The organism is Halobacillus hunanensis, assembly GCF_900166655.1.
GTDB lineage: Bacteria > Bacillota > Bacilli > Bacillales > Halobacillaceae > Halobacillus_A > Halobacillus_A hunanensis.
The window spans coordinates 616,083-632,327 of the sequence record NZ_FVZB01000006.1; the positions used below are offsets into that span (position 1 = coordinate 616,083).

21 protein-coding genes are annotated in these 16,245 nt (G+C 38.2%); 6 read left to right on the forward strand and 15 right to left on the reverse strand.

What is annotated here, in order from left to right:
• The first annotated feature begins 29 nt into the window (after positions 1-29).
• From B5354_RS08620 to B5354_RS08635, 4 genes are all read left to right on the forward strand, one after another.
• Positions 30-1,751, forward strand: a complete 1,722-nt coding sequence (locus tag B5354_RS08620; protein ID WP_079527850.1) for a sigma-54 interaction domain-containing protein — start codon at positions 30-32, stop codon at positions 1,749-1,751.
• A 79-nt stretch (positions 1,752-1,830) separates the two neighbouring features.
• Positions 1,831-2,085 (forward strand): (2Fe-2S)-binding protein, encoded by a 255-nt coding sequence (locus B5354_RS08625; RefSeq protein WP_079529123.1) that lies wholly within the window; start codon positions 1,831-1,833, stop codon positions 2,083-2,085.
• The gene (locus tag B5354_RS08630) at positions 2,082-2,420 is read left to right on the forward strand and encodes a (2Fe-2S)-binding protein (protein ID WP_079527852.1); all 339 of its coding nucleotides are present in this window, start codon (positions 2,082-2,084) and stop codon (positions 2,418-2,420) included. Before B5354_RS08625 ends, B5354_RS08630 begins: the two co-directional genes overlap by 4 nt.
• The gene (locus B5354_RS08635; protein WP_079527854.1) at positions 2,413-3,636 is read left to right on the forward strand and encodes an NAD(P)/FAD-dependent oxidoreductase; all 1,224 of its coding nucleotides are present in this window, start codon (positions 2,413-2,415) and stop codon (positions 3,634-3,636) included. Before B5354_RS08630 ends, B5354_RS08635 begins: the two co-directional genes overlap by 8 nt.
• 72 nt (positions 3,637-3,708) lie before the next feature.
• Here the strand turns inward: B5354_RS08635 and B5354_RS08640 are convergent, their stop codons facing one another.
• Both B5354_RS08640 and B5354_RS08645 read right to left on the reverse strand, forming a co-directional pair.
• Positions 3,709-4,551: an aldo/keto reductase gene (locus B5354_RS08640; protein WP_079527856.1), complete on the reverse strand. Its 843-nt coding sequence runs from the start codon at positions 4,549-4,551 to the stop codon at positions 3,709-3,711.
• A gap of 178 nt (positions 4,552-4,729) precedes the next feature.
• Entirely contained in the window at positions 4,730-4,996 is a 267-nt protein-coding gene (locus tag B5354_RS08645; protein WP_079527858.1) for a biotin/lipoyl-containing protein, read from the reverse strand.
• 660 nt (positions 4,997-5,656) lie between these two features.
• Between B5354_RS08645 and B5354_RS08655 the strand changes: the two genes are divergently transcribed.
• Positions 5,657-6,040, forward strand: a complete 384-nt coding sequence (locus B5354_RS08655) for a hypothetical protein (RefSeq protein WP_079527862.1) — start codon at positions 5,657-5,659, stop codon at positions 6,038-6,040.
• A gap of 79 nt (positions 6,041-6,119) precedes the next feature.
• Here the strand turns inward: B5354_RS08655 and B5354_RS08660 are convergent, their stop codons facing one another.
• The 7 genes from B5354_RS08660 to B5354_RS08685 form a co-directional block, all read right to left on the reverse strand.
• The gene (locus B5354_RS08660; RefSeq protein WP_079527864.1) at positions 6,120-6,689 is read right to left on the reverse strand and encodes a hypothetical protein; all 570 of its coding nucleotides are present in this window, start codon (positions 6,687-6,689) and stop codon (positions 6,120-6,122) included.
• A gap of 186 nt (positions 6,690-6,875) precedes the next feature.
• Entirely contained in the window at positions 6,876-7,934 is a 1,059-nt protein-coding gene (gene cobT / locus B5354_RS08665) for a nicotinate-nucleotide--dimethylbenzimidazole phosphoribosyltransferase (RefSeq protein WP_079527865.1), read from the reverse strand.
• A gap of 68 nt (positions 7,935-8,002) precedes the next feature.
• Positions 8,003-8,371, reverse strand: coding sequence for a DUF1801 domain-containing protein (locus B5354_RS08670; RefSeq protein WP_079527867.1), 369 nt, complete (start codon positions 8,369-8,371; stop codon positions 8,003-8,005).
• 20 nt (positions 8,372-8,391) lie between these two features.
• Positions 8,392-8,787, reverse strand: a complete 396-nt coding sequence (locus B5354_RS08675; protein ID WP_079527869.1) for a VOC family protein — start codon at positions 8,785-8,787, stop codon at positions 8,392-8,394.
• Between the two features lie 139 nt (positions 8,788-8,926).
• A complete protein-coding gene (locus B5354_RS20470) occupies positions 8,927-9,097 on the reverse strand; it encodes a hypothetical protein (protein ID WP_176142443.1) in 171 nt (56 codons plus the stop codon).
• Between the two features lie 198 nt (positions 9,098-9,295).
• The gene (locus B5354_RS08680) at positions 9,296-9,709 is read right to left on the reverse strand and encodes a GNAT family N-acetyltransferase (protein ID WP_079527871.1); all 414 of its coding nucleotides are present in this window, start codon (positions 9,707-9,709) and stop codon (positions 9,296-9,298) included.
• A gap of 36 nt (positions 9,710-9,745) precedes the next feature.
• Positions 9,746-10,288 carry a hypothetical protein gene (locus tag B5354_RS08685; RefSeq protein ID WP_079527873.1) on the reverse strand — a complete coding sequence of 181 codons (543 nt, stop codon included), beginning with the start codon at positions 10,286-10,288 and terminating at the stop codon, positions 9,746-9,748.
• Between the two features lie 290 nt (positions 10,289-10,578).
• Here B5354_RS08685 and B5354_RS08690 point away from each other — a divergent pair, with 290 nt between their 5' ends.
• Positions 10,579-11,232, forward strand: a complete 654-nt coding sequence (locus B5354_RS08690; RefSeq protein ID WP_079527875.1) for a pyridoxine/pyridoxamine 5'-phosphate oxidase — start codon at positions 10,579-10,581, stop codon at positions 11,230-11,232.
• Between the two features lie 109 nt (positions 11,233-11,341).
• On the opposite strand, the gene B5354_RS08695 is transcribed toward B5354_RS08690, so the two are convergent.
• The 6 genes from B5354_RS08695 to B5354_RS08720 form a co-directional block, all read right to left on the reverse strand.
• Positions 11,342-11,815 carry a GNAT family N-acetyltransferase gene (locus tag B5354_RS08695; protein ID WP_079527877.1) on the reverse strand — a complete coding sequence of 158 codons (474 nt, stop codon included), beginning with the start codon at positions 11,813-11,815 and terminating at the stop codon, positions 11,342-11,344.
• 72 nt (positions 11,816-11,887) lie between these two features.
• Positions 11,888-12,985: a D-alanine--D-alanine ligase gene (ddlA, locus tag B5354_RS08700; RefSeq protein ID WP_079527879.1), complete on the reverse strand. Its 1,098-nt coding sequence runs from the start codon at positions 12,983-12,985 to the stop codon at positions 11,888-11,890.
• A 458-nt stretch (positions 12,986-13,443) separates the two neighbouring features.
• Positions 13,444-13,629 (reverse strand): SDR family NAD(P)-dependent oxidoreductase, encoded by a 186-nt coding sequence (locus B5354_RS08705; RefSeq protein WP_079527880.1) that lies wholly within the window; start codon positions 13,627-13,629, stop codon positions 13,444-13,446.
• 503 nt (positions 13,630-14,132) lie between these two features.
• Entirely contained in the window at positions 14,133-14,726 is a 594-nt protein-coding gene (locus B5354_RS08710) for a YdeI/OmpD-associated family protein (RefSeq protein WP_079527882.1), read from the reverse strand.
• Between the two features lie 148 nt (positions 14,727-14,874).
• A complete protein-coding gene (locus tag B5354_RS08715) occupies positions 14,875-15,249 on the reverse strand; it encodes a DoxX family protein (RefSeq protein WP_079527884.1) in 375 nt (124 codons plus the stop codon).
• A 74-nt stretch (positions 15,250-15,323) separates the two neighbouring features.
• Positions 15,324-16,103: a hypothetical protein gene (locus B5354_RS08720; protein ID WP_079527886.1), complete on the reverse strand. Its 780-nt coding sequence runs from the start codon at positions 16,101-16,103 to the stop codon at positions 15,324-15,326.
• Between the last annotated feature and the right edge of the window lie 142 nt (positions 16,104-16,245).

The window sequence follows — 16,245 nt, forward strand, 5'->3', positions numbered from 1 at the left end:
TTTTTTTACACTACAGGAGGTGCTTTTTAATGCTTTCAATTTTTTCCAATATGAAACCACTAATTAATACAGACGGTCTACTTTTTTATGAAAAAGACCTGTCCCAAAGTGAGCTGTACTCCCAAGTAAAGTCCCATCATCCTAGAAAAGTTTTTCTAATAACCGCAAAAAACGTCCTTCTTATCAGATTCTCAGAACAGAACAACGGGTTCTTTCATCAGACATGTAGCGAAATTCCCATTAATGAAGAAATTCCTAATTTGATAGACAGCTTTAAAGACCATGACATACTGATCGTCAGGGACAATAAGAAAAATATTCTAGGATACATCGATTCAAGTGAATTATGTATAAAGTTATTTACAGCCTATCAGCACTTACAGGCCTACATTTCTACGATCCTAGATACAACGGAGGAATCTTGCACAGTTATTGACAATAATGAAAAGGTCATAGCTTGGACAAAAGGTGCTGAACAAATTTTCTCTTTTAAGCAAAAAGAAATTATCGGGAAACCCATTACTGAATTTTTCCATACAAACCTATTAGAAATTTTAAAAACACTTAGAGACGGGACTTCCGTACATCATAGACAGCATAAAGCCAGAGAGAACCAGGTTGTTTTAATTAACTCAAACCCGGTTTACTTTCATGACAAAATTATTGGAGCTGTGGTATCAGAAACGGACATTACGAACCAAATCAAATTAAACAAAGAACTGTACCACGCGACAGAAAAACTATTTCGTCTAGAAAAAGAAGTAAGCAAGTTAACCTCCACAGATGATCCTTTCATGAAAATAAGAGGAAGCAGTCCCGCATTAAAGAAAACGATTAGCAAAATTAAAAAAGCCGCTTCTACGAATACGAATATTCTCATTCACGGGGAAAGTGGTGTTGGGAAAGAACTTTTCGCAAAGGCTGTACACAATATACGCGAAAGAGAAAGTGCTCCATTTGTCGCTATCAACTGCGGTGCCATCCCTTCGTCACTTTTTGAGAGTGAAATCTTTGGATATGAAAAAGGAGCCTTTTCAGGGGCGGATCAAAAAGGGAAAAAAGGGAAAGCACAACTTGCCAAAGGCGGAACATTATTTTTAGATGAGATTGGCGAAATGCCTCTTGAGATGCAAGTGAAAATATTGAGATTGCTTCAAGAAAAGAAGTTTTACCCTGTAGGAGGAACGAAAGAAATAGAAGTAGACTTTAGGGTAGTAGCTGCAACCAACAGAGATTTAAAGGAACTTATTCATGAGGGACGGTTCAGAGAAGACCTGTATTATCGATTAAATGTAGTAAGCATAGAAATCCCACCATTAAGGAAGCGGCCGGAAGACATCATTGAATTAGCACACTACTTTCTTCACGAAATTTCCATTAAGTACAACAGACCCATTCATGGAATTTCTCAGACTGTTATGCAAGCACTTCTCCGACATGAATGGTACGGAAACATTAGAGAGCTTAAAAATGTAATTGAACGACTCGTTGTTTTCTCAGAAGACGGCGAAATCAAACTGGATGACCTGCCATTTGAAACAACCAAACCAAAGGCAATAGCCCCTCATTCGAAGACGCTCTCAGGAGAGGATCACCGTTCGTTAAGCGAGAGGCTTCAGGAAGTTGAGAGAGAGATCATCCTTAAAGAACTGAAAAAGGTAAACGGCAATAAATTATCATGCGCCCAAAACCTTAAAATTACGAGAGCAACCTTATACAATCGATTAAATAAACTGGAGATAAACACATGACAGACATAACTGGCATCATTCTTGCATCTACAAAAGGTACAAAAATTGATCAGGAGTGATACAGTTGACAGAAGACAAGATGATAGTTTGCAGATGTGAAGAAGTTACTTACAAAGAGCTTTTGGAGACAGCTGACAAATACGATTGCTCCGCTAGAGAACTCAAGCTTAGAACTCGAGCCGGCATGGGTTACTGCGGTGGAAGAACGTGCCGGAATATGGTAGACAAGATGGCTTCCACAATGGAAAGCAACAAGCGTACCCAAACCACACTAAAGTATCAACCACCTATCCGTCCAATTCGTTTTGGAGATTTAGGGGGGCATGAAAAATGAACCGACGAATCTTAGACCACCCTATACTCGGGAAAGCAAAAGAAGATAACTATGTTTCTTTTACTTTTAATCATCAATCATATAAAGGCCTAAAAAATGAACCCCTTGCAGCTGCACTGTTAGCCAATGGAGTTCGTACCCTTCGATATCATGAAGAAAGCGGCTCCTGCCGTGGAATTTATTGTAATATCGGGCACTGTTTCGAATGTAGAGTAACAGTAAATGGAAAGCAAGCTGAGCGAGCATGTCTCACCCCGCTTCAAGATGGAATGGTAATTGAAAGCAACGAAAAGCTTCCTACTCCAGTCAAAGATTGGAGTGCTGAACATGAATGATGTAATCATTATCGGCTCTGGTCCTGCTGGCTTGTCAGCAGCCATTACCTGTGCGAACAAAGGGTTAAACGTATTGATCATAGATGAATACCTAAAGCCAGGCGGAAGACTGCTTGGCCAGCTTTATGAAGAACCCGACGGAACTTGGTGGAATGGAATCAATGAGTCAGCCAAGTTATATGAAGAGGCACTAAATAAAGATGTACAATTTCTTATGAATACACCAGTTCATAACATTGAAAAGGCTAAGGACGGTTGGGTTATCTATACGGAGGATAATACATTTAACACAAACCACTTACTATTGGCCACTGGTGCTGCCGAATCGCCCATCCCTGTCCCAGGGTGGACTTTACCTGGCGTAATGTCCGTTGGTGCTGCACAAGTTATGACAAATGTTCACCGAGTAAAGCCTGGAGAAAAAGGTGTCATAATAGGAGTAAATGTTCTATCCGCTGCCATCGCCATGGAATTAAAGCTGGCTGATGTTGACTTAGCCTGTCTAACATTACCATGGAACAACCAACTAACTGAAGAAGCTGCACAACCTAGAAAGGTCATGGAGTCCCTTCTTCACGTATCCCATATGGCCCCTTCCCCACTAGTTCGTACAGGAAGTAAATTCATGAAAAATGACTTTATGAAAAAATTAGGGATCACCTTCTACCCTAAGAAGGGAGTAAAGATGTGGGATATTCCGATCCAGCTAAGAAAAGCAGTCATTGAAATATATGGAAATAACCAAGTAGAGGGAGTAACTCTTGCCACAATTGATACGAACGGAGAAGTTATAAAAGGAAGCGAAGAACATATAGCCTGTGATTTCGTATGCATTGCAGGTGGGCTATATCCTCTCACAGAGTTAGCTGCAGTTGCAGGCTGCCCATTCTATTTGATTGAAGAATTAGGCGGATATGTTCCCTTACACAATACACGTATGGAAACTGCACTTAAAGGATTGTATGTTGCAGGTAATATTACCGGGATCGAAGGTGCAAAGGTGGCTGCTGCTCAAGGAGTTACAGCAGGGTTATCGATAGCGAAGGATTCAGGAGTTAATGGCTTGGAATCCGAGATCAAGAAGTCCATTCAGTCTATTGAACGTATGAGGGAAAACGCTTATATTCAATTTCATTCTGACGTGGCGAAGGGGAAAAGGATTTTACAGGACCAATGGAAAGAATATAAGGCTTCTACCGAAACGGTATTTCTCTGATAATTCCATTTACTTTTAAAATGAATAACCAGTATCGAAATAAATTCGATACTGGTTATTTCATGTAAATTGTTAAAACTCTTCATAAGTTGCAGGGTCAAGATCTTTAATTCTGCCATCCGGGCGAGTCAATTCTGCAATCATACCCATTTCAGACTCGTCTAGTGAAAAATCAAAAATTGATAGATTTTCAATTTGACGTTCAGGAGATGAAGATTTAGGAATTGAAATAGAGCCCAGTTGATAATGCCAACGCAATATAACTTGTGAAATCGTCTTATTATGATGGTCAGCAATCTTGCTGATCGTTTCATTTTGTAACACGTCATTAGCTCGAGCTAACGGACTCCAGGATTCTGTTTTAACATTATTTTCTTCGTGCCATATTCTCTGTTGTTCCTGATTGAAAAACGGGTGTAATTCGATTTGATTGATGCTCGGCTTAACACCGGTTTCCTTTTCTAGTCGCTCCATATGCTCGGGCAAAAAGTTACAAACACCAATCGAACGAATCAGCCCCCATTTTTTAGCGTCAATTAATGCTTGCCAGGCTTCTACATAAAGACCTTGTTTTGGGTTTGGCCAATGGATCAAGTATAAATCATAATAATCCAAATTCGCGCGATACAAGGATTCCTGAATGGCAGTGACAGCTTTATCGTATTCCTGATAACGACCTGGTAGTTTAGAGGTAATTCTTAATTCTTCCCTTGGAATCGAACTGCGCCGTACGGCTTCACCTACAGTGCCTTCATTTTCATAATTATAAGCCGTATCAATCAGTCGATACCCTGTATCAATTGCACTATTGATCGCCTGGGCACCTGCATTTCCATTAAGCTTGTATGTACCCAACCCTATAACTGGCAAAGTTACACCATCATTAAGGGTAATCTCTGGGATAGATCTACCCATGACCCATCACTCCTTTCTATTATATGTAAAGATTATCACCTACCTGGGTTGAAAAACAATTATTCGTCACATGAAGATACGCAAATCAAACAAGAGCTGGCCTACAAGTCGTAAAATAAGACTTGCGGGACAGCTCCCATTTTGAGATCTATTCTATTCCTCAAACTTGCGTGTTTGATTAATCCAAGTCGTCTCTAATAAAAATCAACCCATGCCCATGGATCACCATATCTCCTTTCTGAACGTTCAACGCATCGATTACACCAGTGATTCCAGCTGCAATTTGCTCTAAACCACCCTGTTCCTTTTTTATGACTAATAAAGGCTGCCCTTCATAAATTCTCTCCCCAAATTTGACACAGACGTCTTCAACTTTCCCGATAATAGGGCTGGTTACAATCTCCCTGCTATCCCACTTGATGGGCATCACTTCATGAATCGTCATGGGGCTCACCTTCCTTTTACTAAGATCTTCACTGCACTAGACTACATCGTCCATATTTACATATTTATGTTTTCCAATCCTGACAAATCCCTCTCCTTTTTAAAAATTTGTTTACATCCTATATCCAAAATTATGAATTTTATTACAAGTGAAATGAAATTATTCAAAGTTGGAAAGAACTTATATTTTCAGGTGATTGAGGATCAAGCGATCTCCAATGAAGAATTTTCCACTCATTTAATTGATCGAAAAACCGGTTTAACTTTTCCTTACTTAGTGGATTTCATAATGAGGGGTGTATCAAAGAATCTAAAGGGAAGTCTTTTGCAAGAGGGTATCAGATGTTGCTCAACAATAAAAATGTTCCTTTTACAGAAGAACAACGACCAGATGCAAATAATGGAAATATTATAAAAAGCGAACAAGAAGATTTCGATTAATAAAGGTTGGATTAAGGGGGAGCAGTCCTATTTAAGTATTCCTATTCATTCATTATCCGGGCGCTTTTCTATAATAAGGATTAGCGCTCTTTTTCGTTTAAAAAGGCAAGATTGTGTAGGAGAACCATACCATAATTAACTACTATGTTCTCATTTACTTCTCGATAACAACTCTTGGACATATTATATACTAACTATCCGTATGAAATGAGGTTTTAGGATGAAAAAAATCCTTCTTGGAGTTTTAGCAGTTAGTTTGATTCTTGGAGTTATGTTCATCTTTATGAGTAATGATGAGACGGGGCATAATCAAGTTAATGCAGAAAACTCTACAGAAATTGAAAGTGTAGATAAAACTCACTCTGATCTTAGGAAACAAGCCGAATTTACAGAAGCAGTTTCTAATAGATTAAATTCTAAAGGTTATGATTCGACTGGGGTAATCATGAGTCAGGACTATGGAAAAAAGGTAAACTATATTGTGCTAATCTCCAAAGTTGAACATAAAGGTAAAAAAAGTGAAAAGATTATAAAACAAACCTTTGAGGAAGTAGCTAAATTATATGATGTTAAGCCATTTACTGTTCAGTTGCAGCAAAAGTAATAGAAACTTTAGGCGAACAGAGAATATAAGGAAGCCTTAGGGGATGAGGGTTTCTCTAAGCCTTTGGTTAAAGAGCATTTTATGATTGTTTTAACTTATATATGTCTTTTTCTAATTGCTGAACTTTGCTGGATAAAAACTTCAATTCATTAGAATGATTTTCAATTACAGCATTACTTGTTTGTTTCGTGAGTAAATCTATTTTCTCGTTTAACTTTTTGAATCCAGCCTGTGTTTCTTGTCTAAAATCATTTATTTTTTGACTAAAACCATTCAATTCTAACTTTGTGTCTTGCCTAAACTCATTCATTTCTTGTCTGGAATCCTTTAATTCTGTTTTGGTTTTTTGTCTAAAGTCACTCATTTCCTGCCTAAAACCATTCAATTCTATCTTTGTGTCTCGCTTAAAATCATTCATTTCTTGTCTGGAATCCTTTAATTCTGTTTTGGTTTCTTGTCTAAAGTCACTCATTTCCTGTCTAAAATCATTCAATTCTATCTTTGTGTCTTGCCTAAACTCATTCATTTCCTGTCTAGAATCATTCATTTCTAGTCTAAAATCGTTCATTTCCGCTTTGAAGTCCTGCTGTCCTTTTTCCAGTGTTTCTAATTTTTCAAAGATACGACTCACCAATGTTTCATTTTCCAACAAAATCACCTCCCTGTTCATATTTTATATTATTCTACTCCAGCATTCCAGCTGAATTGTGGAAAGAAAATTCTAGATAGACTTTGATGAATCTATATTAAGAGGAATCCATTTTGCTCAAAATGGATTCCTTTTTCAGAAGATGTAATGTTAACCAGCCAATTCACGTGTTACCTCCCAGCCTATTTACTTTTTGTCTTTTGAAGAAACACCTGCCGAATCAAATGTAGCCATTTCCTTCAACAATAAAGTAGCTGACTTTAAGATTGGGAAAGCAACTGCTGCTCCCGTTCCTTCACCAACTCCCATCCTCATATTAATCAGTGGTTGCTTTCCGAGTAATTCAATCGCTTTTCTATGACCAGGTTCAATAGACTGGTGACCGACAAACATATAATCTATTACTCTTGGCGAAATCAATTTTGCAATAACCGCCGACGTAGTTGAGATAAAGCCGTCCACCAGTATCGGAACACGGTAACTGGCTGCAGCAAGCATGGCTCCCGCGATACCGGCAATTTCTAAACCACCAACTTTCGATAATAGATCAATCGGGTCATGTCGATCAGGTTTTCTGTCTTCAATCGCCTTCTCTATGATGTTCTTTTTATGTATGAGGCTTTCTTTTGTAAGACCTGTTCCCCTTCCAACAAGAGTATCAATTTGTTCACCGCTCACCACTGAAATAATAGCTGAACTAGCAGACGTATTTCCAATACCCATATCACCGAGAATCAGGCACTTCGCCCCTTGTTCAATCATCTTTTTCCCTTGATCATAACCTATTTCCAGCGTTTCGATGGCTTCATTCCGTGTCATCGCATTTTCTTTTGCAAAATTCCCAGTCCCATATCGTACCTTTTGAACAGTTAATCCTTCCTCTTTAAATTCCGAATCAATTCCAATATCGACAATGTCAAAATAAGCATCGATGGACCGGCTGAGAACATTTATGGCCGCTCCATTGTTCAAGAAGTTTCGGACCATTTGTTCGGTTACCTCTTTTGGATAAGCGGATACCCCTTCAGCTGTCACACCATGGTCGGCTGCAAATACGATTACACCAGGTCTAGAAACTTCTGGAACTGTACTTCCGGTCATCTCAGCTAACTCAACGACCAACTCCTCAAGCCGGCCTAAGCTGCCAAGCGGTACGGTGAGCGAGTCTACATGGCTTTTCACTCGTCTACCGACATCCTTATCCAATTCAGGGATGGAAAAAGCCGATAATTTAGTTGCTGTCAATTTAATCCCCTCCAAAATCTGAATCCTTCAGTAAAAAAGGAGTTGTAGAAACCACTCCTTAAATTAAGCTAATTCTCGTTCAAGGCTATTGCACCTTGAATTAATGAAGTAAAAGCTTCTGGCTGAATATCTTCAGCCTTCTTTACTTTTATATGGCGCATTGTTTTCCCCGTACCTTGTAATAACTTGTTCATGTCCTTATCTTGAAGTTCATTACCTCTATGAAAGCCAAGATTAACATGTTTCTTGGCAGGTTGCAGATAACAAACTAAACCATTATACGAGTAGTTAGGCATAGACCATTTGTACTCTTCTATAAGCCAAGGGGAAGAATTAAGGATGATCTTTCTCAAAGTAAGTACAATAGTTTGTATATCATTTGGCAATTCTTCAATCAACTGATCAACTTCCTCAGTTGTTCTTTCTTTATCAGCCATCTTTTGTCTCCTTCACTATATTATTTTGTAAAGTTCAATTCCCAGGATATTCCGTTTCTGTCCTTAACAATCGCGTGTTTAGCTCCCCAGAATGTATCTTGCAGTTCCATTTGAACTTCTCCGTCCTTCGCAAGCTCGTCGTAAATTCTGGTGATCTCTTCTTCGCTATCGAGGTCAGGGCCAAGAAGGAGGTCACTGCCTTGAACGGTCTTTTTACCAAATACATCAGCCATGTATAAGATGCAATGCTCGTTGATATGTAACTCTGCGTGAATATATTTCCCCTCATGGCCTTTAAACATTTCAATGCCGTCAGATAGCTGTGTATTCTTAATTTCTCCACCGAAAACTTTTTGATAGTACTCAATTTCTTCCTTACAACTCTCTATTCTGAGATGAGGCACAATTTTTTTCATTACTTTTTCCTCCCTTGAAAGTTTTATGGTCCATTGTACTATGCATTATATAGAACATTACTCGCTATTCAAAATTTGTTGATAGCAGAAAAATCACTTCCTAATCCAGTACAACGAGCACAATTACAAAGCCTCGCCCTTAACGGTAAATAATCGTAATGGCAAAATAAAAAACCATGACTACGGAGATAAACGTGATAGCTTCAATAGTTTCCTGTGTCGTATATTCCGATAAGTACAATAAAAAATAAAGTATCCAGGAAACGTATGAAACGCCGCCTAGTATGTAAAAAAACTTTTTATCCTTCATAAAAATACCCCTTACAACTTTACTAATTGCTGCTGGTAGAATATACGATTGAATTCTATATCGGTTTCATTTAGCAAAAATTAAAAAGACCGCCCCTAAAATCCCGCTTAAAATTGGGTGCAAAATTGACTTCCATATAATCAAATAATCACTTCGATCATGAGTTACATTATGAACAAACATAATAACCAATCGACATTATTGTGGGATTGAACAGACACATATAAACCGTTCCACACCTGGATATTTTTCAGCTAAACTTGTTATTTCAAATCCATAATTCCGATAGAAATCCACTGCGTCGATATCCGTCTCAGCAAAAATCGAACGTAAGGCGTGTTTGTTACAAACGTAATCAACCATTTTACTGCCCAGCTTTCTTCCCCTTTCAACCGGTGACACAGCAATATGTTTAATTTCACAAATGCCTGTACTAGCAAACTCAATACCAATACATCCAACTATTACTCCTTTGAGTTCAAGTACATATAGCTTTCTTTTAGTTAATTGGATATATTTCTCTAATTCCTGTTCAACCCTCTCTTCAGATGTCGCATAGGTTAAGAGCACTTTTATAGTTGGATGAATAATTGTAGAATTAACTTCTTTCATAATCACCAACCTCTTAGAATAACTGACGACTTTTACTTATTTGATTGGAAGAACATCTACCACAACATTTCCAGATAGTTCATCATTAATATAAACTAATAAATTCCATACCCCTGCGGATGGAAGCTTTAGATGCGATGGCATGTTCACTTCCTTCTCCTTAATTTGGGCACCTTCGTAGAATTTTCCTGAAAACACCTTGTTCAATTCATCCGATCCTTTTTTATAGGCCATTACTTTTACTGGCTGATTCTTGATGTTTTCTTCTCCCCAATAAAACCAAAAATACTTTTCACTTTCACCGGCCACTATTGGGAATTTACCAGTTATGCCAAAGCCATGTTTATTTCCGATAACTTCGTAAGTTATGCTTTCACCACTATAGGATTTAGTTTGATAATCAAATTTTGAAGATAAGTTCCACTCACTATACTCGTCTTTTATTTTTATAGTAGATCCTGCGTATTCCACATCAGTATGTTTAGAATTCTCTTTTTCAGTATTACCTTCCGTTTCACAACCGGCTACAAGCAGCAATAAAAGAATTAAAATAGCTAAATAAACAGTCGATTTTCTCAACTACCTTGCACCTCCTGATTCATTAGCAGCTTTGTACGTAGCAGAACATTCTATAGAATGGTTCGACTTACCTACTCAAAATTCCTTTATAAAAAAGCTTTCAACCTTAATCTCGAATGAATTTTTCAAACCCCACCATCTGCACATTTACTCCACAGCATCACCCTTCATCCAACTAGGGAGTACCCCCTTTTCCAAAATAGTCTATTAATCTTTATCTCTATAATGGATTTAAGAAAAGCCTTCCTTTACATTAAAATAGGAGATAGTATTACAAAAGGGGCGAGAACATGAAGCAAACAAAGGATTTATTAAGAAACTTAAAGTCTTTGGCCGGTCCTTTCCCTGATTTTCCTACTGAAGATGTAACTGATAACCCTACAGATTTATTCTTGCAATGGCTGCATATCGCGATTAAAGAAGGTGTTCATGAACCTCATGCGATGACATTATCTTCTGTTGATGAGAATGGGGCACCTGATGCGAGGGTACTCATTCTAAAAGATGTTTCTCGTAATGAATGGTATTTTTCAACATCATCCACTAGTAGAAAAGGTGAACAGTTGACATCAAACCAAAAAGTTGCTTTAACATTTTATTGGCCAGAAATGGGGAGACAGGTTCGGATACGCGGGACCGCTTCCGAAATGACCCCAGAGGAAAATTCAAAAGATTTCTTGGAAAGGTCAAGCGAGGCTCGAGCTCTAGCTTTACTAGGGAAACAAAGCAAAGAAATGATACAACGCGAAGATCTGGATGAAGCATTATTGGAAACGAATGAATGGTTAACACAAAACCCCAATATGGTAAGCCCAAACTGGAAGCTGTTTGCTGTTCGAGCAGACGAAGTTGAATTTTGGCAGGGGGATCCAGGCCGCAAACACAAAAGGGTGCAATATCTTCGTAATGGTGGTCATTGGAATCATCGTTTGTTATGGCCTTGAAAGTTAGAAAAATCCCCCCTCAAGAATCTGACCCAAAAGACGCGTTTAAGAGAAACGCGCCAGCATATGTAAGTGAGGAGGTTACCTTTATTCAAGGTAACCTCCTCACTTAATCAATCAATAAACTATAATAAAAATGTTCCTCGTCCTTCTCATACCCAATTAACTCATATAAATCTTGTGCCTTGTGGTTGCTGCTGGCTGTTTCAAGTGTTAATTCTTTTGCACCTGTTTCTAAGGCATGTTCCTTTGCTCTTTGCATTAAGCTCTTAGCTACTCCCATTCGCCTCGCAGATTGATCAACGTACAGATCGTTGAGAATCCATATTTTTGCTAGATTGACTGAGGAAAAGGATGGAAAAAGCTGCACAAATCCTAATGGTTTTACAGAGCTTTCTTGTTGTTCGATGGCCAAAAAAATTACAGATTGTTGCTTTGCCATTCTTTCACGAATAAACTTTTTTCCTTCCTCTACGTTTGATGGTTGTTCGTAAAAGACCCGATATTTGTCAAAAAGTTCGGCAACTAAATCTATTTGATCCAGGTCTGCTTTTATAAGCACAATGTTTTCATCATTCGTCATAATATTTCCTCCAAGGTTAAAGTTGAGAGTTAATTTGGATGGTCTGCAAGTACTGATAACATTAGAATAACTTTAGTCTACAGAATTTTTTAATTGATGGTCTGCTTTGTGGCGCTCAATACCCAATTCGATTAACCTTTCAATCAGTTCAGAATACTGGATTCCACTTATTTCCCACAACTTAGGATACATACTGATTTTTGTAAAACCAGGCAACGTGTTGACCTCATTAATCACAAGCTCTCCATTTTCCAAAAGGAAGTAGTCAACTCTTGCTAAGCCTTGGCATTCTAATGTTTCAAATGCTTTCACAGAGTTTTCACGTATCATATCCTCTTGTTCTTTGCTTACATCAGCTGGTATTTTTAAAATAGCTCCACTCTCATCAATGTACTTTGTTTCATAAGAATAAAAGTCTCCATTCGTAAGAATCTCTCCGGGTAATGATGCTTCGGGGTCTTCATTACCTAATACTCCACATTCTATTTCTCTACCTATCACGTTTTCTTCAAGTAATACCTTGTGATCGTATAACATAGCCGTCTTTAATCCATTTACGTAATCTGTTTCGTTTCGAACTTTACTTACACCAACTGAAGAGCCTTGATTTGCAGGTTTAATAAAAAACGGCGTACCAATTTTCTCTTTTACCTGTTCAAATGCAGGGTATTTTTTCTCGGACTTTTTCACAGAGATCCATTTGGCCACGTTGAATCCTGAGGCAGCTAAAAGCCTTTTTGCTATATCCTTATCCATACAGATAGCTGAGCTAAGAACATTAGGCCCCACACAAGGGATGTTGGCCATACGAATCATGCCTTGCACACTTCCATCCTCACCTAAAGGACCATGTAAAATAGGAAAGATAACATCTAATTGTTCATAAGCCTCCGCACTATTCACATTTAGAATTTGATTATTTTCTCTGCCTGGTACGACAGCAATATTCTTATTCGTTTTATTTAGTTTAATTAATTTAGGATTTTCTTCATTGAGCAAATACTGTGTGTTGTTCGTTAAGTGCCAGTTCCCTTGTTTATCAACGCCAATAAGTGTGACTTCATATTTGTCATGATCGATGGCTTCCATAATATTTTTAGCAGATTGAAGAGACACTTCATGTTCTGAAGATTTCCCTCCAAACAGTAAGCCGACTTTAATTTTCCCCATTTTATCTGACTCCTTTTTCGTTAAAATGCTCACAAATAAAGACTTCTACATACAAGCTTACTCCACAGGACTTCCCGCTCTTAATGTACTTATTCAAATTATGCAGTTGCCATTCTCCTTATTTTGATCCCCTAATCATGTGCTTAGATTTTTACTTGCCACATAAAATCCCTGTGTGTCTGTAACTTATAACTTTAATTAGACAGGTATTCGAGAAACAGATCAGATTTAATATTACTGCAAATTTTATTGTGTTAACATCACTTCAAATGACTTAAAAGATGGGAGTGGTGATAAATATCACATTATACTGTTTACGAAAAGCTCAAATAGCCCACTTTATCGCTCAGAATTTATTATTTTCGCTCGCTTTCATCTCCCAAAAACTCCTCTTCCAGCCTTAAGCGCTCACACTCCGCCCAACTTCGCTCCGCTTCCTGATGCCCATAAACTCTTATCTATAGAAAATCAACCATTATGTGGTCGGTACCGCTCTCTGTCTTGGCCTTTTGCAAAGCATTTTCTCCACGTTCAGGGTTCCGGCAAACCATAATAACCTGGAACCCTTTCTTAGCCATGGCAACGGTTGTGGCTAGCCCCATTCCTGAATTTGCGCCAGTGATTATGGCAATTTTATCCCGCATAATCTATCCCTCCTCTATTACACAGCTGAAAGTCTGCACGGTACATTTTTTTCAATAGGTCCCTTGCCAAAAGGCAAACCAGTACACAAATAATGAAGGACATCGAAATCCAATAAGGGACAAATTTTAACAGCCAAAAAGAAACAGTGATCGTTGCAATCCCTAAGTAACCTATCATTTCTTCACGTTCCCAATCTTTCCGGTGAAGAAAAACATGTATATAACCAATGGGCGGCGTAACAAAACATAAAATACAAACCCATCCTATTTTCAAATACCACGGCTTCTTTTGCATTGTATGTATTCACAACAGCTTATCTATAAGTATATAGACTATCATCTCAAGAACAGCATAGTGATCCAAGTGAAAACTGAAATATTATTTCTCCTCTAAGGTGGGAACTTGCGATTGTATCAAAAATAAAGGAGAACCCAATAGATTATGGATTCTCCTTTTAATGAACGAGGACAGCCTGCCATCTTTTTCTCAATCATCTTGTGTACTAATCATTTAATCCTTTTCCATCGAGAATGTGCGGCATATATTTTTCAACTCTTGATTCTCGAGTTTGTGGTTTTTTGGCTTTCGAAAAATAAAGAATGTACGCTCTTTGCCGGCCAGGCGTCAATTCTTCGAAAGCCGTTTTCAAGTTAGGAACCTCATCGAATTTAGCTTGAAGTTCTTCAGGAATTGTGAATTCATTATCCTTTTTAGGAACTTCCAGCCCGGCCTTTTCAACTTCAATCGCTTCCTTAATATATTCCTTCAGGATGGTTTTCTTATCCACGACTTCTTGCACATTGGTGAACCGAATCTGGCGCGCCGACTGTACATTCTCCGTTTGTTGAATTAAAATCCCTTGGGAATCCCGTAACAAAGCACCTTTGTGAAACAGAAACGCACAATATTCCTTAAATCCATGAATTAGAACTATGTTTTTTCCATCAAGGGTGTAACAAGGATGACCCCACTTAAATTCTTCGGTCAGATCATCACAATCAAGAGCGATATTTCGCATCTTCTCAAATTCTTCCTGCCATTTGGCAGCCTTTTTTAAATAGTCATCTACCTTAGGATTCATTTTACTATGTGTCATAAAGGAACACCCCTTTCTATTTTTTTCGATTATCCGACAGTGATCATTCTCTAATTATTTCGGCTTCTTCTTACAAATATCCTGCCCACCTTCAGATGAAAAATGAGCACTCATCTTAGTTCTAGAAAAGCACTCAATTTTGGCATAGTTATCCGTTACCTTTTCTCCCCAGCGATAACGCTCCAACAATCAGTGGAAGTTGCAGAGGTAAACGCAGCCATAGGATCCAAGGATTCGCTTCTTCTCCGGGCCGGAATGATATCCTTTTCACAGCCATAAAAACATTTGCTGGAAAAACAGCTGTCATAAAAAGTGCTAAGAGTTTTCCGGTGATCTCTTGTCCTTTTTTCACCCAGAGCAAGACGGAAAAAATCATTTCAGAAACACCTGAGACTAGCACGATAGTTCGTCTGAAGGGAAGTGTTTTCGGGACAATTCTACGGAAGCCTTTTTCATGGGTGAAATGCAAGACCCCCGCCCCAAATAAGAGGATCGAATATAGGGATCGTAAAAATAATTTCATATATATACGTCCTCTCCATTTACTAATTTTTTACTCTTCAATGGTCCAAATATTTCAAAAGAATCTAGTAAACTTCAGTACTGCGGATTTCCATAGTACGGCGGCGATCCTCCTGTACTTCCTTTTAATGTTAAACTTCCCCGGCTAACTTTGTAAGAAAGAGTCCTAGAACCTTTCTCTTGACCATTGCTCCACTGTTCAGTGAACTTAACGATATACACTTCCTCTTTAATTTCTTTGATGCTCGTTTCTTTTTTGACTTGATATCCTCCAACATTGCTTACCCTCTGTCCAATTTCTTTAGGAAAATCATCAATTACTGTACCTTCACCCTTCGTAGCAAAATCGACCGCATCTTCCTTTGTGAAAGGGGGCAATGAGGGAGAGCTTATTTGCAAAACTCCCCAGGATATTAGTAAGGAACCAATAGGGATGAGAAGGATCAATCTCACTCTCTTGTTCCCCCGAAGTCTCTGGTGAGCCCACTTGTCAATGATCCCATAAAGAATAGCAGCTGCCATACCACAATACGCAAGGAGCATCTCCTGAAAAAAGACGCCATTCACTAAGCCAAACACTCCGAGGATTAATACATACAGCCAATCCAGATTCCTAAACCACTTCCTTTGCAGGTACTCTATTCCAGCAGAAACCAGGTTTCCATAGACCAGAATAATAGCCCCGATATAAACAAAATAGACAAAAAACCAAGCTATCAATTTATTACCTTGATTATATGTAGGATTAGGCTCTTTCAATATGTAAAACAATGCAAAGAAGAACGAAATAATGGTTGTTGATACAATTGTTGCTATAAATTTTCTTTGAAAAAACTTTTTTCTCTCTCTATCCATACCTCGTCCCTTCTTCTTGCGGCAGTAATTTATGTACCATTTTTTAAAAGACTACACCTTTCTGTGAGCGACTGGAAAGTGTAGTCTTTTTTGTAATGTATCAATTCAGAGGTGAAAATAAGATTAACTTCTTCAATTATAT